The sequence below is a fragment of the Rhodopseudomonas sp. NSM genome (assembly GCF_052445935.1).
Taxonomy (GTDB): Bacteria; Pseudomonadota; Alphaproteobacteria; order Rhizobiales; family Xanthobacteraceae; genus Rhodopseudomonas.
This window is the reverse complement of sequence record NZ_JBQTCH010000002.1, coordinates 872996-894574: the sequence shown is the minus strand read 5'-3', so window position 1 is coordinate 894574 and position 21579 is coordinate 872996. Positions and strand designations below refer to the sequence as shown.

At 66.4% G+C, this 21579-nt stretch carries 20 protein-coding genes, 1 other RNA gene and 1 pseudogene; 14 read left to right on the top strand and 8 right to left on the bottom strand.

Annotation, left to right across the window (positions count from 1 at the left end; all coding sequences use genetic code 11):
* On the bottom strand, positions 1-896 hold an 896-nt coding region (locus tag ACTZWT_RS08435; protein WP_444769193.1), incomplete at its 3' end, for an ATP-dependent helicase.
* 315 nt (positions 897-1211) lie between these two features.
* Between ACTZWT_RS08435 and ACTZWT_RS08430 the strand changes: the two genes are divergently transcribed.
* Positions 1212-1385 carry a DUF1328 domain-containing protein gene (locus ACTZWT_RS08430; RefSeq protein ID WP_444769192.1) on the top strand — a complete coding sequence of 58 codons (174 nt, stop codon included), beginning with the start codon at positions 1212-1214 and terminating at the stop codon, positions 1383-1385.
* On the opposite strand, the gene ACTZWT_RS08425 is transcribed toward ACTZWT_RS08430, so the two are convergent.
* A complete protein-coding gene (locus tag ACTZWT_RS08425; protein WP_444769191.1) occupies positions 1382-1915 on the bottom strand; it encodes a thioesterase family protein in 534 nt (177 codons plus the stop codon). The genes ACTZWT_RS08430 and ACTZWT_RS08425 overlap by 4 nt on opposite strands.
* Before the next feature lie 65 nt (positions 1916-1980).
* Between ACTZWT_RS08425 and ACTZWT_RS08420 the strand changes: the two genes are divergently transcribed.
* Together ACTZWT_RS08420 and ACTZWT_RS08415 are read left to right on the top strand one after the other, a co-directional pair.
* A complete protein-coding gene (locus tag ACTZWT_RS08420) occupies positions 1981-3408 on the top strand; it encodes an FAD-binding oxidoreductase (RefSeq protein WP_444769190.1) in 1428 nt (475 codons plus the stop codon).
* Positions 3409-3543: 135 nt separating this feature from the next.
* Entirely contained in the window at positions 3544-7452 is a 3909-nt protein-coding gene (locus ACTZWT_RS08415) for an AsmA family protein (protein WP_444769189.1), read from the top strand.
* 253 nt (positions 7453-7705) lie between these two features.
* On the opposite strand, the gene ACTZWT_RS08410 is transcribed toward ACTZWT_RS08415, so the two are convergent.
* The 5 genes from ACTZWT_RS08410 to ssrA form a co-directional block, all read right to left on the bottom strand.
* Positions 7706-7987 (bottom strand): ribbon-helix-helix domain-containing protein, encoded by a 282-nt coding sequence (locus tag ACTZWT_RS08410; RefSeq protein ID WP_444769188.1) that lies wholly within the window; start codon positions 7985-7987, stop codon positions 7706-7708.
* Positions 7984-8172: a DUF4169 family protein gene (locus ACTZWT_RS08405; RefSeq protein WP_444769187.1), complete on the bottom strand. Its 189-nt coding sequence runs from the start codon at positions 8170-8172 to the stop codon at positions 7984-7986. Before ACTZWT_RS08405 ends, ACTZWT_RS08410 begins: the two co-directional genes overlap by 4 nt.
* A gap of 264 nt (positions 8173-8436) precedes the next feature.
* Complete coding sequence (gene fumC, locus ACTZWT_RS08400; protein ID WP_444769186.1) at positions 8437-9870, bottom strand: class II fumarate hydratase; 1434 nt, start codon at positions 9868-9870, stop codon at positions 8437-8439.
* Between the two features lie 89 nt (positions 9871-9959).
* Positions 9960-10484 carry an SspB family protein gene (locus ACTZWT_RS08395; RefSeq protein WP_444769185.1) on the bottom strand — a complete coding sequence of 175 codons (525 nt, stop codon included), beginning with the start codon at positions 10482-10484 and terminating at the stop codon, positions 9960-9962.
* Positions 10485-10690: 206 nt separating this feature from the next.
* Positions 10691-11063, bottom strand: a transfer-messenger RNA (tmRNA) gene (gene ssrA, locus ACTZWT_RS08390).
* Positions 11064-11188: 125 nt separating this feature from the next.
* Between ssrA and ACTZWT_RS08385 the strand changes: the two are divergent.
* The 11 genes and pseudogenes from ACTZWT_RS08385 to ACTZWT_RS08335 all read left to right on the top strand — a co-directional run.
* Positions 11189-11353, top strand: a pseudogene (locus tag ACTZWT_RS08385) (chromate transporter); the annotation flags it as partial.
* 126 nt (positions 11354-11479) lie between these two features.
* Positions 11480-11980: a tripartite tricarboxylate transporter TctB family protein gene (locus ACTZWT_RS08380; protein ID WP_444769184.1), complete on the top strand. Its 501-nt coding sequence runs from the start codon at positions 11480-11482 to the stop codon at positions 11978-11980.
* Between the two features lie 9 nt (positions 11981-11989).
* On the top strand, positions 11990-13507 hold the full coding sequence (locus ACTZWT_RS08375) for a tripartite tricarboxylate transporter permease (RefSeq protein ID WP_444769183.1): 1518 nt from the start codon (positions 11990-11992) through the stop codon (positions 13505-13507).
* Between the two features lie 116 nt (positions 13508-13623).
* Positions 13624-14637, top strand: a complete 1014-nt coding sequence (locus ACTZWT_RS08370) for a tripartite tricarboxylate transporter substrate-binding protein (RefSeq protein ID WP_444769182.1) — start codon at positions 13624-13626, stop codon at positions 14635-14637.
* 172 nt (positions 14638-14809) lie between these two features.
* Positions 14810-15604: a thymidylate synthase gene (locus ACTZWT_RS08365; protein ID WP_444769181.1), complete on the top strand. Its 795-nt coding sequence runs from the start codon at positions 14810-14812 to the stop codon at positions 15602-15604.
* On the top strand, positions 15601-16140 hold the full coding sequence (locus tag ACTZWT_RS08360) for a dihydrofolate reductase (RefSeq protein WP_444769180.1): 540 nt from the start codon (positions 15601-15603) through the stop codon (positions 16138-16140). The genes ACTZWT_RS08365 and ACTZWT_RS08360 overlap by 4 nt, the downstream gene beginning before the upstream one ends.
* Before the next feature lie 153 nt (positions 16141-16293).
* Complete coding sequence (gene hflK / locus ACTZWT_RS08355) at positions 16294-17466, top strand: FtsH protease activity modulator HflK (protein WP_444769179.1); 1173 nt, start codon at positions 16294-16296, stop codon at positions 17464-17466.
* Positions 17463-18419, top strand: coding sequence for a protease modulator HflC (gene hflC, locus ACTZWT_RS08350; protein WP_444769178.1), 957 nt, complete (start codon positions 17463-17465; stop codon positions 18417-18419). The genes hflK and hflC overlap by 4 nt, the downstream gene beginning before the upstream one ends.
* A 131-nt stretch (positions 18420-18550) precedes the next feature.
* The gene (locus tag ACTZWT_RS08345) at positions 18551-18751 is read left to right on the top strand and encodes a DUF2065 domain-containing protein (RefSeq protein WP_444769177.1); all 201 of its coding nucleotides are present in this window, start codon (positions 18551-18553) and stop codon (positions 18749-18751) included.
* 195 nt (positions 18752-18946) lie between these two features.
* Positions 18947-20437: a Do family serine endopeptidase gene (locus tag ACTZWT_RS08340; protein WP_444769176.1), complete on the top strand. Its 1491-nt coding sequence runs from the start codon at positions 18947-18949 to the stop codon at positions 20435-20437.
* A 3-nt stretch (positions 20438-20440) separates the two neighbouring features.
* Positions 20441-21094 carry a class I SAM-dependent methyltransferase gene (locus ACTZWT_RS08335; RefSeq protein ID WP_444769175.1) on the top strand — a complete coding sequence of 218 codons (654 nt, stop codon included), beginning with the start codon at positions 20441-20443 and terminating at the stop codon, positions 21092-21094.
* Here ACTZWT_RS08335 and ACTZWT_RS08330 read toward each other — a convergent pair.
* Entirely contained in the window at positions 21084-21551 is a 468-nt protein-coding gene (locus tag ACTZWT_RS08330) for a GNAT family N-acetyltransferase (protein ID WP_322517711.1), read from the bottom strand. The two genes, ACTZWT_RS08335 and ACTZWT_RS08330, sit on opposite strands and share 11 nt — an antisense overlap.
* Between the last annotated feature and the right edge of the window lie 28 nt (positions 21552-21579).

The window sequence follows — 21579 nt, the reverse complement described above, 5'->3', positions numbered from 1 at the left end:
GAGTCCGCGATCTGCTGAGACGCCCCCTCACCCGGATCGCTGCGCGATCCGACCTCTCCCCGCGCGCGGGGAGAGGTTTGGGCGGTCGTCTGCGACAGCAGCCGCAGCCACAGATACTGCGCGACGTTCGTGTCCTGATACTCGTCGACCAGGATGAACTTGAAGCGGCTTTGATACTGCCGCAGCACGTCGGGGTGCTCGCGGAACAGCCTTATGTTTTCCAGCAGCAGATCGCCGAAATCGGCGGCGTTGAGGACCTTCAGCCGCTCCTGATAGGCGGCGTAGAGCTTGCCGCCGCGGCCGTTGCCGAAGCTCGCGGCTTCGCCGGCCGGCACCTGCGACGGCGTCAGGCCGCGGTTCTTCCAGCCGTCGATCAGCCCGGCCAGCATCCGCGCCGGCCAGCGCTTGTCGTCGATATTGTCGGCGGCGAGCAGCTGCTTCAGCAGCCGGATCTGGTCGTCGGTGTCGAGTACGGTGAAGTTCGAGGTGAGCTGCACCAGCTCGGCGTGATAGCGCAGGATGCGGCCGCCGATCGAATGGAAGGTGCCGAGCCACGGCATGCCCTCGACCGCCTGGCCGAGCATCTGGCCGAGCCGCAGCTTCATCTCGCGCGCGGCCTTGTTGGTGAAGGTCACCGACAGGATCTCGGCGGGGCGGGCGCGGCCGGTGGAGAGGATGTGGGCGATCCGCGTGGTCAGCACCCGGGTCTTGCCGGTGCCCGCGCCGGCCAGCACCAGCACCGGGCCGTCCAGCGTCTCGACCGCCTCGCGCTGCTCCGGATTGAGCCCTGACAGATAGGCCGGCGCCGCCGAGGCACGCGCCCGCGCGGCGATGCCGCCGGCAGCGGGCTGATAGCCGGAGAGGTCGAGATTGGCGCGCTTGTTCGGTTCAGTCATGCGAATCGTCTTTGACCCACGTTGGCACCGCGGGCATGCGATGGGGAGCCTTCATAACAGGATTATCGGCGGATATGGGGTCTGCGAGCCCGAAACGACAGGTTGTCCCGCGCAAGGCGGCTGCGCGAACCGGCGCGGCCGCGCGCTTTTGTTCCGCGAAACGGCTGCAAATTAAGCCCTTGCGGAGGCTGGAACACGCCGGAACTTTCGTTCCAGCGACGGATTGGTTTGCCAGATGGCGCGGCTTCTCGCAGCCGAGCCAAGGTCCTCGGGGACGTCGTTCACGGTCACGTCCCAAGCGAAAGGAGAGCGTCCATGCTGGGTTGGGTTGTCACTTTTCTGGTCGTCGCACTGATCGCGGGTATTCTCGGCTTCGGCGGCATCGCCGGCGCCTCGATCGAGATCGCCAAGATCATCTTCTTCATCGCGATCGTGCTGTTCCTGATCTCGGCCGTCGTCGGGCTGGTCCGCGGTCGCACACGAGTCTAGCGCACGGGCTCCGCGCGCTTCGAGGGCATCGCGATGCTACGTCCGATGCCCTCGGGCCGCGGCGCCGCGCGATGCGCCTCGGCGACGCGCTCGATCCGGGCGCGGATATCGGGCGGAAACGGCGCGACCTTGCGGACGCCCATGTCGACATGCATCGTCATGTTCTCCGACGTCGCCGACAGCCAGCCTTCGTCGGCGTGGCGTAGTTCCTCGAAGGTGTGAATCCGCTTCTCGTCGGCAGCGACCAGATAGACGTGCACCCGCACCGGGTCGCCGAGATGCACCTCGCGCAGATAGCGGACGTGGCATTCGGCCGTGAAGGTCGAGCCGCCGCGGGTTTTCAGATAGTCCGGCCCGATCCCCAGTTCGAGCCACATCTGATCGATCGAGCGATCGAACAGCACATTGTAGTAGGCCATGTTGAGATGGCCGTTGTAGTCGATCCAGGCCGGTTCGATCTGCATCACCGTGGTGACGAAAGGCGCGGCGACGCTGCCGGCGTCGATGCTGCGATCTGCTTCCAAAGTCAAATGCTCCTCCCTTGACCCCTCCGGTATCCTTTGCCACGGTCGATCCGATCCGGAGGATTTTTATCGTGGGCCTGACCATCACCAACACGCCGAAGCGCGCCGAGCCGCAGGACGTGGCGAGCGCCATTGAAGCGCTCGCGGCGCGGTTCGGCAACCGTCTCGTCACATCGCTGGCGGTGCGCGAACAGCACGGCCACACCACCACCTGGCTGCCGAACCAGCCGCCGGACGCGGTGGTGATGGCGCAGGAGACGGCCGACATCCAGGACGTGGTGCGGATCTGCGCCAAATACAGCGTGCCGGTGATCGCATTCGGCACCGGCACCTCGCTGGAGGGCCACGTCAACGCCCCGGCCGGCGGCATTTCGATCGACCTGCGCGACATGAACAAGATCCTCAGCGTTCATGCCGAGGATCTCGACTGCGTGATCCAGCCCGGCGTCACCCGCAAGGCTCTGAACGAGGACCTTCGCGACCAGGGCCTGTTCTTCCCGATCGATCCGGGCGCCGACGCCTCGATCGGCGGCATGGCGGCGACGCGCGCCTCCGGCACCAATGCGGTCCGCTACGGCACCATGCGCGACAACGTGCTGGCGCTGAAAGTCGTTCGCGGCGACGGCGAGATCATCACCACCGGCACCCGCGCCAAAAAGTCCGCCGCCGGCTACGACCTGACGCATCTGTTCGTCGGCAGCGAGGGCACGCTCGGCATCATCTCGGAACTGACCATCAAGCTGCGCGGCATCCCCGAGGTGATCGCGGCCGCCTCGTGCTCGTTTTCGTCGGTCACCGACGCCTGCCAGGCGGTGATCCTGGCGATCCAGACCGGCATCCCGCTGGCGCGGATCGAGCTGCTCAGCCAATCCCAGGTCAGGGCCGTCAACGCCTATTCCAAGCTGACGCTGCCGGAGACGCCGCTGCTGCTGCTGGAATTCCACGGCAGCGAGGTCGAGGTCGGCGAGCAGTCGAAGAATTTCGGCGCGATCGCCAAGGATTGCGGCGGCGGCGACTTCACCTGGACGACGCGGCCCGAAGACCGCAACAAGCTCTGGCAGGCCCGGCACGACGCCTATTGGTCGGTGCGGGCGCTGCGGCCCGGCGACGGCGTCGGCGTGGTCGCCACCGATGTCTGCGTGCCGATTTCCCGGCTGGCCGATTGCGTCGCCGAGACCGAGCAGGACATGGCGCGGCTCGGCCTGCTCGCGCCGATCGTCGGCCATGTCGGCGACGGCAATTTTCATTGCTCGCTGCTATGCGACGTCAACGATGCCGACGAGATGGCGCGCGCCGACGAATTCATGCACCGGCTGGTCGAGCGGGCGCAGGCGATGGACGGCACCTGCACCGGCGAACACGGCATCGGCCAGGGCAAGCAGAAGTACTTGAAGGCGGAACTCGGCATCGAGGCGTTGCAGGCGATGCGCGCGATCAAACAGGCGCTTGACCCGCAGAACATCTTCAATCCCGGCAAGATCCTGCCGCAAGCGCTTTGAACGGCTGAATTTTCCGCCGCCCGGGCAGGCGCGGCGGAAAATGCTGTGAGTTCGCCATCATTCGTTGTTATGCGTTGAAAATACGGAGCTATTGATCGTTGGCCGGGGCGGCTGATCGCCCGGGGGGAAACCGCGTTGCAGACGACCTTGCTCGGCCTGGCCATTGCGCTGATTCTGGCGCTGCTCGCCGCCCTGGTGGGGCCGTTCGTGATCGACTGGAACCAGTTTCGTGATCAGTTCGAGGCCGAGGCGACGCGGCTGGCCGGCGCGCCGGTGCGGGTCGCGGGCGAACTCGACGCCAGGCTGCTGCCGACGCCGACGCTGCGGCTGCGCGACGTCACCATCGGTGGTGCCAATGATCCCGGCCGGATTCGCGCCGCCAAGCTCGACGTCGAGTTCAGCCTCGGCGCGCTGATGCGCGGCGAGTGGCGCGCCGACGAGCTCTCGATCAACGGCTTTGCGCTCGACCTCGGGCTCGACGCCGATGGCCGGCTCGACTGGCCGGCCTCCGGCCTGTCCGACCTCGCGGCGCTGTCAATCGACCGGCTCAACCTGACAGGCCGGATCGCGCTGCACGACGCCGCCAGCCGCTCCACCTTCGAGTTCAACGATATCGCCTTCGCCGGCGATCTGCGGGCGCAGGGCGCCTCGCTGCGCGGCGACGGCAATTTTCTGATGGACGGCACGCGCTATCCGTTCCGGCTGTCGGCCGGGCGCGCGGCGACTGGCGATGGCACGCGACTGCACCTCACGGTGGATCAGGCCGGGCGCGGCGTGTCCGCCGATCTCGACGGGGTGTTGGCGTTCGCGGAGCGCTCGCCCCGGTTCGATGGCGCCGCCCTGCTGTCGGCGACTGCCGGCCCCGACGGGGGGCGCACGCCATGGCGGATCGCCGCCAAGGTGAAGGTCGATCCTGCCGCGGCGGCGCTGGATCAGGTCGAAGTATCCTGGGGCGCGGACGAGCGTGCCTTGAAGCTGGCCGGCTCCGGCGATGTCCGGTTCGGCGCGTCGCAGCTGCTCTCGGCCAATTTGTCCGCCCGCCAGCTCGACGCCGACAGGCTGCTGGCGAAGGATGGCGACGACCCTGCGGCCTGGCTGCCGCAATTGCGCGAGCGCATCGGCATGATGCCGCGGCCGCCGCTGCCGATGCGGATCGTGCTCGGCGCCGAGCAGATCATGCTCGGCGGCCGGCCGCTCACGGAGATCGCCGCGGAGCTGCGGTCGAACGGCGACGCCTGGCGGATCGACCGCCTCGCGTTGCGGGCGCCGGGCGGTTCGCGGCTGGCGCTGAGCGGCGGCGCGGAGCCGGCGGGCGCGTCGGATCGGTTCAACGGCGCGCTGACGATCGAGTCCGCCGACCCCGATCTGCTCACCGCGTGGCTGCAGGGGCGTGCGCCGGTCTCGGCCGGTCCGGCGAAGCCGCTGCGCGTGCAGGGTCGTGTCGTCGCCTCCACCGAGAGCGTCACGATCGAGCCGCTGACCATCGAGGCCGATGGCGGCACGCTGCGGGGCCGCATCGCCAGCAGCCGGACGGCAGATCGCGGCGGACGGATCGAGGCGGTGCTCAGTGGCGATCGGGTCGATCTCGACGCCGCCACGGAGCTGTGGAGTTCGCTCGCCGGACCGCGTGACAATTGGCCGGAGCAGGCCAGCGTCGCGCTCGATCTCGCGGAGGCGAGGTCCGGTGGCCAGACCTGGCGACCGCTGCGGACGCGGTTCGGCTATGGGCCGGGCACGGTGTCGCTCGACCAGCTCGAAGCAAAGAGCGCGAGCGGCGTCACGCTGCAGGGCGACGGCGCGCTCGATCGCCGCAACGCCACCGGCAAACTCAATCTCGCGGCGCTGGCGCCGTCGCTGCGGCCACTGGTCGACGCGCTCGACCCGCTTGCGCCGACGATGGCCGCCCGTCTGAGGACGATCGCGGACGGCTCCGGCGGCGCGCAGGGGGCGACGCGGCTGTCGCTCGCGCTGACGCTGGCCGCCGACAAGACCAGGGCCGGGCAGGTCAACGCTGGCGCGGTGGTGCAAATCGACAGCCGACCGCTGAAGGGCACGGTGACCCTGACGGCGACGCCGAACAGCGCCGACATCGGCGACCTCAGGACGGACGCGTTCGGGCGCAGCGACATCAGCCTGAACGGCAAATTGTCGGCAGAGCGAGGCGCATCGTTGCTGACCTTGCTGGGGATCGAGGGGGCGGTCGCTGCCGGCGAGGGCAGTGGGACCCTCGACGCCTCGGCGACGGGCGTGTGGGGCGCGCCGCTGAAGCTGAAGGCGCGGCTTGCCGGGGCTGCGTTCGATATCGAGGCCGACGGCCGGATCGAGCCTTGGGCGGACCAGCCGAAGGCGGCGCTGGCGCTGAATGCGCGCCGGATCGATCTGGCGCCGCTGTTCGACCTTGCTGCGGCAGGCTCCGACGCAGCCAGGATCAGCGCGAGTGCGCGGCTCGCGGTGGCTGGCCGGCAATGGACTTTCAACGAGATCGACGCCGGCCTCGGCGGCGCCCGGCTGCGCGGGCGGCTGGCGCTGACGCTCGGCGACGAGATCGCGGTCGACGGCGAGGCCGGGCTCGACGCGCTCGCGCTCGGGCCGACGCTGCAATTGGCGCTCGGTGTTGCCGGCCATGATCCGACCGAGCCGCTCGGTCGCGGGTTGCTGCGCGGCTGGCGCGGCAAGCTGGCGTTTCAGGCATTGCGCGCGTCGCTGCCGGGCGGCGCCGAATTGCAGCCGTTCGGCGGCGTGCTCCGACACGACGGGCAAACGCTGACGCTCGACTCCAAAGGCAAGCTCGGTGGTGGCGACGCCAAGGTGGTGCTGCACGCCAGGCCGGGCGACGCCGGCGTCGCCTTCGATGCCAATGTCGCGCTGACGGGTGCGGACGCGGCCGCGCTGCGCTACGGCGAGCAGAGCCTGCCGGCGGCGAAGGCGTCGCTGCAGATGACGCTGGACAGCGTCGGCCGCAGCGCCTCCGCCTTGAGCGGGGCGCTGGCGGGCGGCGGCACGCTGACACTGGAGCGCGCGCAGATCCCGGGGCTCGACCCCAGGGCGTTCGAGGTCGCGTTGCGCGCCGGCGAGTCGGGCAGGCCGATCGATGATTCGAGTCTCACCAGGATGATCGAGCCCGTGCTCGCGGGCGGGGCGCTTTCGGTCGACAATGTGCAGTTTCCGATCAGCCTGGCCGATGGGCGCCTGCGGGTGGCGGCCACGACACTGACCACCAAGGCTGCGCGGGCGGTGATCTCGGGCGGCTACGACATTCCCGCCGGGCAGGCTGATCTGCGCGCCACGCTGGCGCTGACCGGCACCGGCTCGGGCTTGCCGCCTGAGATCCGGATATTTGCGGCCGGGCCGCCGGAGCGGCTGACGCGCAATGTCGATCTGTCGTTGCTGTCGTCCTGGCTCGCGGTGCAACGGATCGATCGCGAGACCAAAAAGCTGCAAAGCCTGGAGCAGGAGGCGAAGCCGCCGGTGATGCCGGCCTCGCGGGCGGCCGACAATCCGTCGCCGGGGCCGCCGGTCGACAGAGCGGGCAAGGACACGCTGCCGGCAGGACGGCCGGTTGGATCAGCGGCGACGCCAGATGCGTCGACGCTGTCGCCGCCCGATAGTCCTGGAGCCGGCAATGGCGCGACCTCGACGCCACGGTCGGGGATGCCCGGGTCGGCCGGAACCGCGGCCGGCGGAGTAGGGCCGGCTCCGTCCGCCTCGACGAATCCCGCACCGAACGGCCCAGCACCGACAGCGCCGTTGAGTGGCGACGCGTCGCCCGAACCGCAGCAGGGCACGGCGCCTCCGCTCGTGCCGCTGCCGGACGCCGACCCGCGCCGCGGCGCATCGCCGCCGCCGCGCGCTGCCACACCGAAGCCAGCGCCCGTTCCGCCGCCGCCCCAGACCTTGAACAACGACAAGCCGGGCGCACCCGAGAAGCTCGCGCCGCTGCCGCCGGCTATGGAAATCAGGCCCGCACCGGGCGACGCGCGACCGTCTCGCCCGCGCCCGCCGTTGGTCCTCACGCCCCCGACAAACTCGCGGGCCGCCCACTGAGCGTGATCCCGAAAAGTGGATACCGGCCCTCGGAAAAGTCGATGCTCAACCGAGAAACCAGAGCACGAGAAACGAGCACGAGAAACCAGAGCAGCTGACGATTTGAAGATAGCTACTCTGCTCTCGAGCCATTCCGGGTCTGAACAAATCCGAACCGGAGCTGCAGCATCCTGAATCGATGCGTTCCCGTCACGCGAACCGGTAGCCGCTTCGCTGGAAAACGCCTGATCTGCGCACCAATCAACAACGTCGATCAGTGCGCCACGATGCTGCTATCGACCTTGGTTTCAACCGCGGGCTGCTGCTGCGGTTGCTGCATCGCGCGGCTGCGGAAGTAGTCCAGCACGAACAGACGGATCGCCGACGACAGGTTGCCCTGCTGACGATTGCCGTCGATCTCGCCGACGAGCTCGGACAAAGTCATGTCCCGCACGCCGGAGATTTCCTTCATGCCGTTCCAGAACGCCTCTTCGAGGCTGACACTGGTCTTGTGGCCCGCGACCACGATCGATCGTTTGACGACCGGCGACTTCATGACGCGTCCTCGCCACCAAATACATGTTGATCGAGCAGTTCATTGGCGCGGCTGACCCGATGATCGTCGACCGCACGCTGCGATTTGGTTCTGCCAAATCGCGCACGATTGACGTCGGCGTGCTTCGCGGCTGCTTCCCGCTCCGCCCGTTTCTTGAATCGTCTCAAATTGACCACATCCACCATAACGGGCACCATTATCGACTAAATCGGCAACGGGCGTCGCTTAGGGTCGGGCACGAATGCACGAAGCCATAGGCGGCTCGATCACCGTCAAGAATACAGTCCTCACCGCTACAGGTTACTGCTGACTTCCTTCCGCCGACGGCGGAATAAAATTAGCAAATCGCAACACTGCGAGATCAAGTTGATCAATCTGCACGCGCAAGGGATATGATTTACATCAATTTCCAGAAGGGCATTTTTGATCAGTCTGCGCGACGGTGCGGCTCAGCCGGGATGCGTCATATTGTCCGGACGGACCAGCCGGTCGAACTCGACTTCAGTCACCAGACCGAGCCGCAGCGCTTCCTGTTTCAGCGTGGTGCCGCGCTGATGGGCGGCTTTGGCGATCTTCGCAGCGTTGTCGTAGCCGATCTTCGGCGCCAACGCGGTGACCAGCATCAATGAGCGCTGCATCAATTCGCCGATCCGGACTTCGTCGGCGCGGATGCCGTCGACGCAATGGGTGGTGAACGACCGCGCGGCGTCGGCGAGTAGTCCGATCGATTGCAGCATCGCCTGCGCCATCACCGGCTTGTAGACGTTGAGTTCGAAGTGACCCTGGCTGCCGGCGACGGTGATCGTGGTGTGATTGCCGAACACCTGGCAGCACACCATGGTCAGCGCTTCGCACTGCGTCGGGTTGACCTTGCCGGGCATGATCGACGAGCCGGGCTCGTTCTCCGGCAGAATCAGTTCGCCGAGGCCCGAACGCGGCCCGGAGCCGAGCAGGCGGATATCGTTGGCGATCTTGAACAGCGCGGTCGCGGCGGCATTGATCGCGCCGTGCACCGAGACATAGGCGTCGTTACTCGCCAGCGCCTCGAATTTGTTCGGCGCGGTGACGAACGGCAACCCGGTGATCTCCGCCGCGCGCTTGGCGAAGGCTTTGGCGAATTTCGGATGGGTATTGAGGCCGGTGCCGACCGCGGTGCCGCCCTGCGCCAGCGGATACAGTTCCTTCACAGCGAGCTTCAGCCGGGCCAGGCTGCTCGCGACCTGCGCGGCGTAGCCGGAAAACTCCTGGCCGAGCGTCAGCGGGGTGGCGTCCTGGGTGTGGGTGCGGCCGATCTTGACGATTTTCGCGAACGCCTTTTCTTTGGTGCGCAGCGCATCATGCAGCGTCGTCAGGCCGGGGATCAGGTCGGCGGCGATCGCCTGCGCCGCGGCGATGTGCATCGCGGTCGGGAACGAGTCGTTCGACGACTGGCTCATATTGACGTGGTCGTTGGGATGGACCGGCTTCTTGGCGCCGCGCTCGCCACCGAGCATCTCGTTGGCGCGGTTGGCGATCACCTCGTTGAGGTTCATGTTGGTCTGGGTGCCGGAGCCGGTCTGCCACACCACCAGCGGGAAGTGATCGTCGAGCTTGCCGTCGATCACTTCGCGGGCGGCGCGAACGATCGCGCCGGCGCGGCGGGCGTCGAGCAGGCCGAGTTCGCGGTTGGTCTCGGCGGCAGCGAGCTTGACGATGCCGAGCGCGTGCACGAGGCCGATCGGCATCCGCTCCAGGCCGATCCGGAAGTTCTGCCGCGAGCGCTCGGTCTGCGCCCCCCAGTAACGGTCTGCGGCGACCTCGATCGGGCCGAAGCTGTCGGTCTCGCTACGGGTCGTGCCGGAGCCGGCGGCATTGGATTTGGCGGCGCCGGGTTTGCGGGCCATGGCGGTCGTCCTGTCGGTCTGTGATGGGCTCTCGAACGAGTTCCGCGGGTCGCGCCGGAGGAGCGGACTCGCCGCCGGTCGCGTGAACTCTATTTCTTGCGGAAGCGATCGAGCCGGACCACCTCGGCGCCTTCCGACTTCACCGATTCGTCGGCGGCTATTTCGGCCGGACCGGACTCGACCGCTGCGGGCAGAGCGGGGCTCGGCGCCGGCGGCGTGATCTCGGCTGCGCCGGCGTCGGCGGTTTCGGCGGCGCCGTCATTGGCCTCGAACTGCAGGCCGAACTGTACCGAAGGATCGAAGAAGCTCTTTATCGCCGAGAACGGCACCACCAGCCGCTCCGGAATGCCGCCGAACGACAGCCCGACCTCGAAACGATCCTCCGTCACCACCAGATCCCAGAACTGATGCTGCAGGATCACGGTCATCTCTTCCGGATACTGCGCCAGCAGACGCGTCGACAGTTTCACGCCATCGGCCCTGGACAGGAAGGTGATGAAGAAGTGGTGTTCGCCGGGCAGGCCGTGCTGGGCGACGTCGGTCAGGACCTGTCGCAGCACGCCGCGCAATGCTTCCCGCGCGAGGACGTCGTATCGGATGTGATCGGTGGCCATGACCTGTCCTGTGCCCGCCTTGTCCTGTGCTCGCTGGTGCCGTCGCCGGGCCTTTCGATACTGACCGCCACCGGCGTCAGGGTTCGACTCGCGCCGACCGGGCGGATCGTAACCCGGCAATGGTCCGGGGTCAGCAGGCATCACGGCTGAATATTGTGCGCCCCGGCGCCGGCGGAAGGGCATCAAGGGACGCGGTTGAAAAGTAAAGTGGAGGCTTCTGTTGCCAGGTGCCTCCGAACCCCGCCAAACGGAGCTTAACCCGTCAGGACTTCAGACTTGGTCTTTCAAACTGCGTTACGCAGCCTGAGCAACCGGAGCATAGTTGTCGTTGGCAACTATTGCATAGCCCGATAACGGCGGAACAATACCGGGAAAAAGCAAGCCCTTTACGCCCTCGTCGATCCTATTTCGCCCCCGCCGAAACCCGCGTTCCCGAAACTCCGAGAACCCACAGGCTTTGGTGGAGGCGCCGGGTACTGCCCCCGGGTCCGAATGGTTTATTACGACGGCCATTTATTTCCATAGTCGGGTTGCCCCGACGATTCCAATATAGGGGGCAATCGCTTGCGGCGGAAGGGCGATCGCCGGCAAAACGTCCATTATCCGGTCAGCCCGGCCTGACGGGAAAAGGCGGCCGGCAAAAATGCCGGTGGTCGGTGGTATGGAGCCGTTCTACAGCTCCCCTATGGCACTCGACCATTCCGCCTCTGTCGCACACTCTGTCGCACACTCTGTCGCACACAGCGCTGCAATTCGCCGACGCCTATGCGATCGCTCAATTGTCGCCCGGTCCGAACGTCCTGATCGAGACGCTGATCAATTATCATGTGGCGGGGATCGCCGACGCGATGGTGACGACGCTGGCGATGCTGTGGGTGCTGATCGCCGGCGGCGTTCTGGGTTTCGCTGGCGTTATCTGAGGAAACTGGGTAGGCAGAACGGCCACGCTGCGACAACAGAAACGGGCCACGAAGCCCGGCAACGGGGAGGAAACGATGAGCGACACGCCGAGCCGCCTCTCGGACAAATCCGTCTTTCCGACGTGGATTCGCGGACCGCAGGACTTCATCGGCGGGCTCGCGCTGGTGGCGGTGGCGGCCTTCGCGCTGTGGGCGTCGAGCGATCTTCAGGGCATGCAGGGCTTTTCGTTCGGCGCGGGGACCGCGCCGCGGATCTTCGCGCTGCTGCTGCTCGGAAGCGGCGTCGTCCTGATGGTGACCGCCATCCTCGTCGACGGCGAGCCACTGGCGAAATTTCACTGGCGCGGGCCGCTTTTCGTCGGCCTCGCGATCCTGTCGTTCGCCGTGTCGATCCGCCCGCTCGGACTGATCTTCTCCGCCTTCACGAGCTTTCTGATCGCCGCGCTCGCAACCCCGGAGACGCGCTGGAAGGAAACGATCATCGTCGGCATCGCGCTGACCATTGGCTGCAGCCTGCTGTTTCCCTATGCGCTGGGGCTGCCTATGCCGCTGTATCCGTCGTTCCTGATCCGGTGAGCGCCCGCGATGCTTGATCTGTTCTCCAATCTCGCGCTGGGCTTCCAAGTCGCCGCCTCGCCGATGAATCTCGGCCTCTGCCTGATCGGCGCTCTGGTCGGCACGCTGATCGGCGTCCTGCCGGGGATCGGCACCATCGCCACCGTGGCGATGCTGCTGCCGATCACCTTCGGCCTGCCGCCGGTCGGCGCGCTGATCATGCTGGCGGGCATCTATTACGGCGCCCAGTATGGCGGCTCGACCACCTCGATCCTGGTCAATATTCCGGGCGAGGCGACCTCGGTGGTCACCACGCTCGACGGCTTCCAGATGGCGAAGCAGGGCCGCGCCGGTCCGGCGCTGGCGATCGCGGCGATCGGATCGTTCGCCGCCGGCTGTTTCGCCACCGTGCTGATCGCGGTGCTGGGCGCGCCGCTGTCCGAGCTGGCGCTGAAGTTCGGACCCGCGGAGTATTTCTCGCTGATGGTGCTCGGCCTGATCTTCGCGGTGGTGCTGGCGAAGGGCTCGGTGCTCAAGGCGGTCGCGATGATCCTGCTCGGCCTGCTGCTGTCGATGATCGGCTCCGACATCGAAACCGGCGCGTCGCGGATGACCTTCGGCATTCCGGAATTCGCCGACGGCCTCGGTTTCGCGACCGTGGCGATGGGCGTGTTCGGCTTCGCCGAGATCATCCGCAACCTCGACGGCGGCACCGAAGCCGACCGTCAGCTGGTCCAGCAGAAGATCACCGGCCTGATGCCGACCCGCAAGGATCTGCGCGACGCCGCGCCTGCGATCGCGCGGGGGACGGTACTCGGTTCGCTTCTCGGCATCCTGCCGGGCGGCGGCGCGGTGATCTCGTCGTTCGCTGCCTACACGCTGGAAAAGAAGATCTCGCGCACACCGTACCGGTTCGGCCGGGGCGCGATCGAAGGCGTGGCGGGGCCGGAAAGCGCCAACAATGCCGCTGCTCAAACGTCCTTCATCCCGCTGCTGACGCTCGGCATTCCGCCGAATGCAGTGATGGCGCTGATGGTCGGCGCAATGACCATTCACGGCATCGTGCCGGGACCGCAGGTGATGCAGAATCAGCCGGAACTGGTCTGGGGGATGATCGCCTCGATGTGGATCGGCAATCTGATGCTGCTGATCATCAACCTGCCGCTGGTCGGAGTCTGGGTGCGGCTGCTGCGCGTGCCGTACCGGCTGATGTTTCCGGCGATCGTGGTATTCTGCGCCATCGGCATCTACTCGGTGAACAACGCGCCGACCGACGTCGTCATGGCGGGGATCTTCGGACTGATCGGATACTGGCTGGTCAAACACGATTTCGAGCCTGCTCCCCTGCTGCTGGGGATGGTGCTCGGGCCGCTGATGGAGGAAAATCTGCGCCGGGCGCTGCTGATCTCGCGCGGCGATGCTACAATCTTCGTGACCGAGCCGCTGTCGGCGGCGCTGCTTGCGGTGGCCGCGGGACTCCTGGTGCTCGCGGTGCTTCCCTCGCTGCGGCGCAAGCGCGACGAGGTCTTCGTCGAGTCCGAGAACTGATCGATTTGCGCTCGGCGCGGGCGCGCCGGGCGTCGTGATTGTCTGATATATTCGATCGGGGCATTCGTTCCCGATCATCTCGATACTGGTAAGGAATTTCTGCCGGAGGCGGGAAAATGCATTGCATTGTGCGGGCGGTCGCGTTCAGCCGCGTCGCCGCTGTCATTGGTCTTGTCGTCGCGGTTTCGACATCGCTGCCGTACGATCCTGCGATTAGTCAAACCCGGATCAGCTACCCGTCGCGTCCGATCACGGTGATCGTTCCGTTCGCCAAAGGCGGCCCGACCGACGTCGTGGCGCGGATCGTCGCCGTCGAAATGTCGAAGACGTTGGGGCAGCCGGTCGCGATCGAGAACGTCGTCGGCGCCGGCGGGACCACCGCGACACAGCGGGCGGCGCGGGCCGAGCCCGATGGCTATACGCTGATCGTGGGCCACATGGGGACCCATGCGGCGGCGGTCGCGCTTTACCCCAATCTCGGATACCGACCGGATGCCGATTTCGCGCCGGTCGCGCTGTTGTCGCGGATGCCGGTGCTGGTGGTGGCGCGTCAGCATTTCCCGGCGGCGGATTTCGGCGAATTCGTCTCTTACGTGCGAGGCCACACCCATCTGCTCAATATGGCGCATGCGGGGGTGGGGTCGGTGTCCTATGCGTCGTGCACGCTCCTCAATCATCTGCTGGGCATCGATCCCACCGGCGTTCCGTTCAATGGGACGGCGCCGGCGATGGAGGCGCTGGCTGCCGGGCAGGTCGATTATATGTGCGACCAGATCGTCAACGTGGTGGTCCCGCTGCGCGACGGTGCAGTCAGGGCCTATGTCATCGCCAGTCCCCAACGCGATCCTGCTCTGCCGACAGTGCCGACAGCCGCCGAAGCCGGCCTGCCGGCTTTCGAGGTCGAGGCCTGGAACGCGCTGTTCGCGCCGAAAGGCACGCCCGATTGGATCGTCGCCATGCTGAACACGGCGGTGGTGCGGGCGCTGGACCAGCCCGAGGTGCGCAATCCGCTCATCGGCCTCGGCGGCATCGTTCCATCGCCGGATCAACGCACCCCAGACGCGCTGCGCGCGCGGGTGCAGGCGGAACTGCAGAAATGGGGGCAGGTTCTGAAGCGCTCGAGCCATTGAGAAAGCGGTTGACGGCGAGAAAGCGGTTGACGGCGGCGACGCGGCCGCGATCAAGCCTTGTTGTTTCGACCGGCAGGGGTATTTTCGGCATGGATTCCGCATATCCGCAGCCTTGCGCAGCGGCCGCTGCCCGCGGCTGCGACGCCGGCGTCATTCCGGGCACCGCCGACCGATGATCCAGTATCACGACCTGCTCGAACGCATCCTCAGCGACGGTGCCGAGAAGCACGACCGCACCGGCACCGGTACGCTGTCGGTGTTCGGCCATCAGATGCGGTTCGATCTGGCCGCCGGCTTCCCGATGCTGACCACCAAGCGGCTGCCGCTCAAGGCGATCGTCCACGAACTGCTGTGGTTCCTGCAAGGCGACACCAACATCAAATATCTGCACGACCACGGCGTCACGATCTGGGACGAATGGGCGGATGCCAACGGCGATCTCGGCCCGGTCTACGGCGCGCAGTGGCGGTCCTGGCCGACCGCCGACGGCCGCAGCATCGATCAGATCGCCCATGTGGTCGACATGATCAGGCGCAATCCCGACTCGCGCCGGCTGATCGTCACCGCATGGAATCCGGCGGATGTCGAGAAGATGGCGCTGCCGCCGTGTCACTGCCTGTTTCAGTTCTACGTCGCGAACGGCAGGCTGTCGTGCCAGTTGTATCAGCGCTCGGCCGACGCGTTTCTCGGCGTGCCGTTCAACATCGCGTCCTACGCGTTGCTGACGATGATGGTGGCTCAGGTCACGGGTCTTGCGCCCGGCGACTTCATCCACACGCTCGGCGACGCGCATCTGTATTCCAACCACCTCGAACAGGCGCGACTGCAGCTGACCCGCGCGCCGCGCGCGCTGCCGGTGATGACGATCAATCCCGCCGTTACCGAGATCTTCGGCTTCCGCTACGAGGACTTCACCCTGCAAGGCTACGACCCGCATCCGCACATCAAGGCGGAGGTGGCGGTGTGAGTAGCCCGGGAGTTAGCTCGCGCCTGTCGATCGTCCTCATCGTCGCGGTCGCCGACAATGGCGTGATCGGGCAGGGCAACGCGATTCCCTGGCGGCTCAAATCCGATCTGCAGCGCTTCAAGCAGCTGACGCTGAACAAACCGGTGATCATGGGCCGCAAGACTTATCAGTCGATCGGCCGGCCGTTGCCGGGACGAACCAACATCGTGGTGACCCGTGACCCGTTTTTTCAGGCGGACGGCGTGGTGATTGCGCCGTCGTTCGATGCAGCAGAGCAGGTCGCAGCCGGCGATGCGCTGCGGCGTTTTGCCACCGAAATTGCGGTGATCGGCGGGGCGGAAATCTACGCGCATTGGCTGCCCTACGCCTCGCGTCTCGAATTGACCGAGGTACATGCGAGCCCGCCAGGAGATACCACTTTTCCAGCGATCGACCCGGCGCAGTGGGAGGAGGTCGGGCGGACACGCCACGCCGCTGGACCGCAGGACAGCGCCGATGTCTCGTATGTGACCTATCGACGCTGCACTGCACGTTAACCTTGGGCACCCCGCGCGCCACATTGACAAAATTGCGTCAGGGCTTAGCTCGCGACAAGTGACGACGCGCGTTGTGCCTGCCGGGCCTGTCCCCTATAAAGCCGTTCACGAATTGGGGTCCGCACGATCGCCGGACCGCTGAGGAGACTATTGATGCCGTGGAAGAATCAAGGCGGAGGACCGTGGGGTTCTGGCCCGAAGGGGCCCTGGGGCTCCGGGCCGCAATCATCGGGATCGGGACCGCGGCCGCCTGACCTGGAAGATCTGCTCCGTCGCGGCCAGGACCGGCTGCAGCAATTGCTTCCCGGCGGTTATTTCAGCAGCCTCGGCATCGCCATCGCGGTGCTCGGCGCCTTGACGATCTGGGGCCTGTCCGGCTTCTTCCGGGTGCAGTCCGAAGAGCTCGGCGTCGTCCTGCGTTTCGGCAAGCACGTCCGCACCGTGCAGCCCGGCCTGAATTATCATTGGCCGTATCCGATCGAGACGGTGCTGCTGCCGAAGGCGCTGCGCGTGTCGACGATCAGCATCGGCATGACGCTGATCAACGATCCGGCCCGGCGCGGCACGACGGCACGCGACGTGCCCGAGGAAAGCCTGATGCTGACGGGCGACGAAAATATCGTCGACGTCGATTTTGCCGTGTTGTGGCGGATCAAGCCCGACGGTGTCGGCAACTTCCTGTTCAACATCCAGAACCCGGAAGGCACCGTGAAGGCCGTGGCCGAAAGCGCCATGCGCGAAGTGATCGGCCGCTCCAACATCCAGCCGATCCTCACTGGCGCCCGGACCACGATCGAAAGCGGCGTGCAGGAACTGATGCAGAAGACGCTCGACGGCTACGGCGCAGGCGTGCTGGTGCAGCAGGTTCAGATGCAGAAGGTCGACCCGCCGCAGCAGGTCATCGACGCGTTCCGCGACGTCCAGGCTGCGCGCGCCGACCTCGAACGTCTGCAGAACGAAGCGCAGACCTACGCCAACCGCGTCATCCCCGACGCCAGGGGCCGCGGCGCGCAGATCATCCAGGCCGCCGAGGGCTACAAAGGACAGGCGGTCGCCGAGGCCAAGGGCCAGAGCGCGCGCTTCCTCGACGTCTATGAAGAATACAGGAAGGCGCCCGACGTGACCCGTCAGCGGATCTATCTCGAAACCATGGAGCGCGTGCTCGGCCCCGCCGAGAAGCTGGTTTACGATTCGGGGTCGGGCCCCGGGGGAGGCCAGGGCATCGTGCCGTATCTGCCGCTGAGTGAGTTGAGCCCGCGCCGCACGGCGCCGGCCACCCCGACGCAGCCGCAGAACCAGCAGACCCAGGGCGGAGGCAACCGATGAAGACCGGAATCGCAGGTATCGTCGCCCTGATCGTCCTCCTGGTCGCGATCATCGTCGGCTGGTCGTCGCTGTTCACCGTCCGCCAGACCGAGCAGGTACTGCTGGTCCGGCTCGGCGAGCCGGTGCGGGTCGTCACTGAACCGGGGCTTCACTTCAAGGCGCCGTTCATCGACACCGTGATCAGCATCGACAAGCGGATTCTCGACCTCGAAAACCCGTCGCAGGAAGTGATCGCTTCGGATCAGAAGCGGCTCGTGGTCGATGCGTTCGCACGCTACCGCATCAACAATGCGCTGCGCTTCTACCAGAGCATCGGGTCGATTCCGGCCGCCAATATCCAGCTCACCACGCTCCTGAACTCGGCATTGCGCCGTGTGCTCGGCGAGGTCACCTTCATTCAGGTGGTGCGCGACGAGCGCGAGGGCCTGATGCAGCGGATTCGTGCCCAGCTCGACCGCGAGGCCGAAGGCTACGGTATCTCGGTCATCGACGTCCGCATCCGCCGCGCCGATCTGCCGGACCAGAACAGCCAGGCGGTGTATCAGCGGATGCAGACGGAACGTCAGCGCGAGGCCGCCGAGTTCCGCGCTCAGGGCGGACAGAAGGCGCAGGAGATCCGCTCGAAGGCCGACCGTGAGGCCACGGTGATCGTCGCCGAGGCCAATTCGCAGGCCGAAGAAATCCGCGGTTCCGGCGACGCCGAGCGCAACCGTCTGTTCGCGGCTGCCTACGGCAAGGACCCGGAATTCTTCTCGTTCTATCGGTCGATGACGGCTTACGATCAGTCGCTGAAGAGTTCGGACACCCGCTTCCTGCTGCGGCCGGATTCGGAATTCTTCCGCTTCTTCGCGAATTCGTCCGGCAGGCCCCCGGCAAGGGCGACGACGACAGCGGCGCCGACTCCCGGCATTCCAGGACAGGCAACGCCTGAACCGGCTGCTGCGCCGCGCTAGCGTTTCCGGTTCTGATTCCATCAGGACCGGAATTGCTCTAGAACATAGCCGAAATCAGAAGCGCGGGCTGTGGCCTGCGCTTCGTCGATAGTGGCTGTCGGGCGATACGCCCGGCCGGGGGATACAGTCGAATGGGGTCTTTCGCGTTCGCCGACCTCCTGATCGGGGTGGGTGTGTTGTTTGTGTTGGAAGGCCTGATCTTCGCTGCGAGCCCGAGCTGGATGCGGCGCGCCATGAAAAGCGCGATGGCTACTCCCGACAATGTGCTGCGCGTGGTCGGCATCGCCTCGGCCGTGCTGGGCCTGATCCTGATCTGGATGGTCCGTCGCTGAGCTCGCGGTTTGCATGCGATCGGATGGTTTTCAACGGCATCGTGAGCAGGGACGTCCGTTTTTCGCCGCAATCGATGCGGCGGATGGGATAGTTTCGAACGATTACGATGCTTGCCCCGGTTCCCGGATCGGGCGCAGGGTTTTCAAGCGGCAGCGCCCAAGGCGCCCGGCCTCGATGCAGGAGACGCCCTTATCATGCCCGTTGCGATCACCGCCTTGAGCTTCCGGATCAGACCTTTGCTGGCGGCATTGTGCCTCGGCGCTGCCGCCTTGACCGCGGCGCCGGCGCAGGCCCGCGGCCCCGATGGCATCGCGGACGTCGCCGAGAAGGTCATCGACGCCGTGGTCAACATCTCGACCACCCAGACGGTCGAGGCCAAGAGCGCGCCCAGCGAGGGCAACAGCGCCAAGCCGAATCTGCCGCCGGGCTCGCCGTTCGAAGAATTCTTCGAGGACTTCTTCAAGAACCGCCGCGGCGAGAAGGGCGGCGGCCCGCGCAAGACCAATTCACTCGGCTCGGGTTTCATCGTCGACACCGCCGGCATTGCCGTGACCAACAATCACGTCATCGCCGATGCCGATGAGATCAACCTGATCATGAACGACGGCACCAAGATCAAGGCCGAGCTCGTCGGCGTCGACAAGAAGACCGATCTCGCGGTGCTGAAGTTCAAGCCGCCGGCGAACAAGCCGCTGGTGGCCGTGAAGTTCGGCGACTCGGACAAGCTGCGGCTCGGCGAATGGGTGGTCGCGATCGGCAACCCGTTCTCGCTCGGCGGCACGGTCACCGCCGGCATCGTCTCGGCGCGCAACCGCGACATCAATTCCGGGCCGTATGACAGCTACATCCAGACCGACGCGGCGATCAATCGCGGCAATTCCGGCGGCCCGCTGTTCAACCTCGACGGCGAAGTCATCGGCGTCAACACGTTGATCATTTCGCCGTCCGGCGGCTCGATCGGCATCGGCTTCGCGGTGCCGTCGAAGACCGTGGTCGGCGTCGTCGATCAGCTTCGGCAGTTCGGCGAGCTGCGCCGCGGCTGGCTCGGCGTGCGGATCCAGCAGGTCACCGACGAAATCGCCGAGAGCCTCAACATCAAGCCGGCGCGCGGCGCGCTGGTTGCGGGCATCGACGACAAGGGTCCGGCCAAGCCCGCCGGCATCGAGCCCGGCGACGTCGTCGTCAAGTTCGACGGCAAGGACGTCAAGGAGCCGAAGGATCTGTCGCGCGTGGTCGCCGACACCGCGGTCGGCAAGACCGTCGACGTGGTGATCATCCGCAAGGGCAAGGAAGAGACCAAGCAGGTCACGCTCGGCCGCCTCGACGACGGCGCCAAGCCGCAGCCGGCCTCGGCCAAGTCGCAGCCCGAACCGGAAAAGCCGGTGACGCAGAAGGCGCTCGGGCTCGATCTCGCCGCGCTGTCGAAGGATCTGCGCGGCAAGTACAAGATCAAGGACAGCGTCAAGGGCGTGGTGGTGGTCGGCGTCGACACCGGCTCCGATGCCGCCGAGAAGCGGCTTTCGGCGGGCGACGTGATCGTCGAGGTGGCGCAGGAGGCGGTCACCAGCGCCGCCGATATCAAGAAGCGGGTCGACCAGGTCAAGAAGGACGGCAAGAAGTCGGTGCTGCTGCTGGTCTCGAACGGAGCCGGCGAACTGCGCTTCGTGGCGCTCAGCCTGCAATAGACGATGGCCGCGGCCGGCCGATCCGCGCTCGCCATCGACTTCGTCGGCGGCGCGGTCGGCTACAAATTGCGCTCCGGCGCCGCCCGCAGCCACGCGCTGCTGAAGGCGACCGGCATGGCGCCCGGCCGCGCGCTGCAGGTCATCGATGCCACCGCGGGGCTCGGTCGCGATTCCTTCCTGCTCGCCTCGATGGGCGCAAGCGTGACGCTGATCGAGCGCTCGCCGCAGGTCCACGCGCTGCTGGCGCAAGCGCTCGCGGCCGCGCGCGCCGAGAGTGAGGACATCGCGGCGGTGGTGGCGCGGATGACTCTGATCCACGGCGACGCCCGCGACCTGCTTCCGACCCTGCAGGCCGATGTCGTGACCGTCGATCCGATGCATCCGGAGCGGACCAAGACGGCATTGGTCAAGCAGGAGATGCGGCTGCTACGCAATCTGGTCGGCGCCGATCCCGACGTCTGCGAACTGCTGCAGGCGGCGCTGACGGCGCGCTGCGGCCGCGTCGTGCTGAAATGGCCGCTGCGTGCCGAGCCGCTCGTCGGCGTGCGCAAACCGTCCTACCAGATCGCCGGCAAGACGGTGCGTTACGACGTGTTCGTGATGCCGCGCGCTGCGGCCGAGGACGCGCCCGGCGGCGACGTCGTACTCAATCCTTGAGCGGCTTTTCCAGATAGATCTGCGTCGGCACGAAGCCGACGCGGGCCAGCACGCCCTTCATCGGCTCGTTGGTGGCGCGGGTGCGGAACACCACATGATCCAGCTTCTGCGCCTTGCACCAGTCGAACACCGAATTCATCAAGAGGTTCGACAGGCCGGAGCCGCGCTGCGACGGGTCGATGTAGATGCTGTGATAGTCGCCGTAAGGCTGCTTGGTGATGAAGTTGCGGCGGATGCTGACATAGGACCAGCCGACGATCTCGCCGTCGCGTTCGGCGACGAAGGTCGCGGCTTCCTTGTCGCCGAACAGCTTCTCCAGCTTCTTCACATAGAAGCCGACGTCGGTGATCGGATCGTCGGGGAACGAGATCTTGGCGATCTCGGCTTCCATCCAGCCGATCTTTTCGAGGTCCGCGCGCTCCAGCGGGCGCAGCGTATGCAAGGGCTTGTCGTTCATCGTTCAACTCCAGAATTCAGCCGCCGCG

What these genes read in the sequence shown, in the direction of transcription:
- ACTZWT_RS08430 (WP_444769192.1), top strand. Translation starts at nt 1,212, where the DNA reads ATGCTGGGTTGGGTTGTCACTTTTCTGGTCGTCGCACTGATCGCGGGT.
- ACTZWT_RS08410 (WP_444769188.1), bottom strand. Translation starts at nt 7,987, where the DNA reads ATGAAGTCGCCGGTCGTCAAACGATCGATCGTGGTCGCGGGCCACAAG.
- ACTZWT_RS08405 (WP_444769187.1), bottom strand. Translation starts at nt 8,172, where the DNA reads ATGGTGGATGTGGTCAATTTGAGACGATTCAAGAAACGGGCGGAGCGG.
- fumC (WP_444769186.1), bottom strand. Translation starts at nt 9,870, where the DNA reads ATGGCCCGCAAACCCGGCGCCGCCAAATCCAATGCCGCCGGCTCCGGC.
- ACTZWT_RS08395 (WP_444769185.1), bottom strand. Translation starts at nt 10,484, where the DNA reads ATGGCCACCGATCACATCCGATACGACGTCCTCGCGCGGGAAGCATTG.
- ACTZWT_RS08380 (WP_444769184.1), top strand. Translation starts at nt 11,480, where the DNA reads ATGAGCGACACGCCGAGCCGCCTCTCGGACAAATCCGTCTTTCCGACG.
- ACTZWT_RS08375 (WP_444769183.1), top strand. Translation starts at nt 11,990, where the DNA reads ATGCTTGATCTGTTCTCCAATCTCGCGCTGGGCTTCCAAGTCGCCGCC.
- ACTZWT_RS08370 (WP_444769182.1), top strand. Translation starts at nt 13,624, where the DNA reads ATGCATTGCATTGTGCGGGCGGTCGCGTTCAGCCGCGTCGCCGCTGTC.
- ACTZWT_RS08365 (WP_444769181.1), top strand. Translation starts at nt 14,810, where the DNA reads ATGATCCAGTATCACGACCTGCTCGAACGCATCCTCAGCGACGGTGCC.
- hflK (WP_444769179.1), top strand. Translation starts at nt 16,294, where the DNA reads ATGCCGTGGAAGAATCAAGGCGGAGGACCGTGGGGTTCTGGCCCGAAG.
- hflC (WP_444769178.1), top strand. Translation starts at nt 17,463, where the DNA reads ATGAAGACCGGAATCGCAGGTATCGTCGCCCTGATCGTCCTCCTGGTC.
- ACTZWT_RS08345 (WP_444769177.1), top strand. Translation starts at nt 18,551, where the DNA reads ATGGGGTCTTTCGCGTTCGCCGACCTCCTGATCGGGGTGGGTGTGTTG.
- ACTZWT_RS08340 (WP_444769176.1), top strand. Translation starts at nt 18,947, where the DNA reads ATGCCCGTTGCGATCACCGCCTTGAGCTTCCGGATCAGACCTTTGCTG.
- ACTZWT_RS08335 (WP_444769175.1), top strand. Translation starts at nt 20,441, where the DNA reads ATGGCCGCGGCCGGCCGATCCGCGCTCGCCATCGACTTCGTCGGCGGC.
- ACTZWT_RS08330 (WP_322517711.1), bottom strand. Translation starts at nt 21,551, where the DNA reads ATGAACGACAAGCCCTTGCATACGCTGCGCCCGCTGGAGCGCGCGGAC.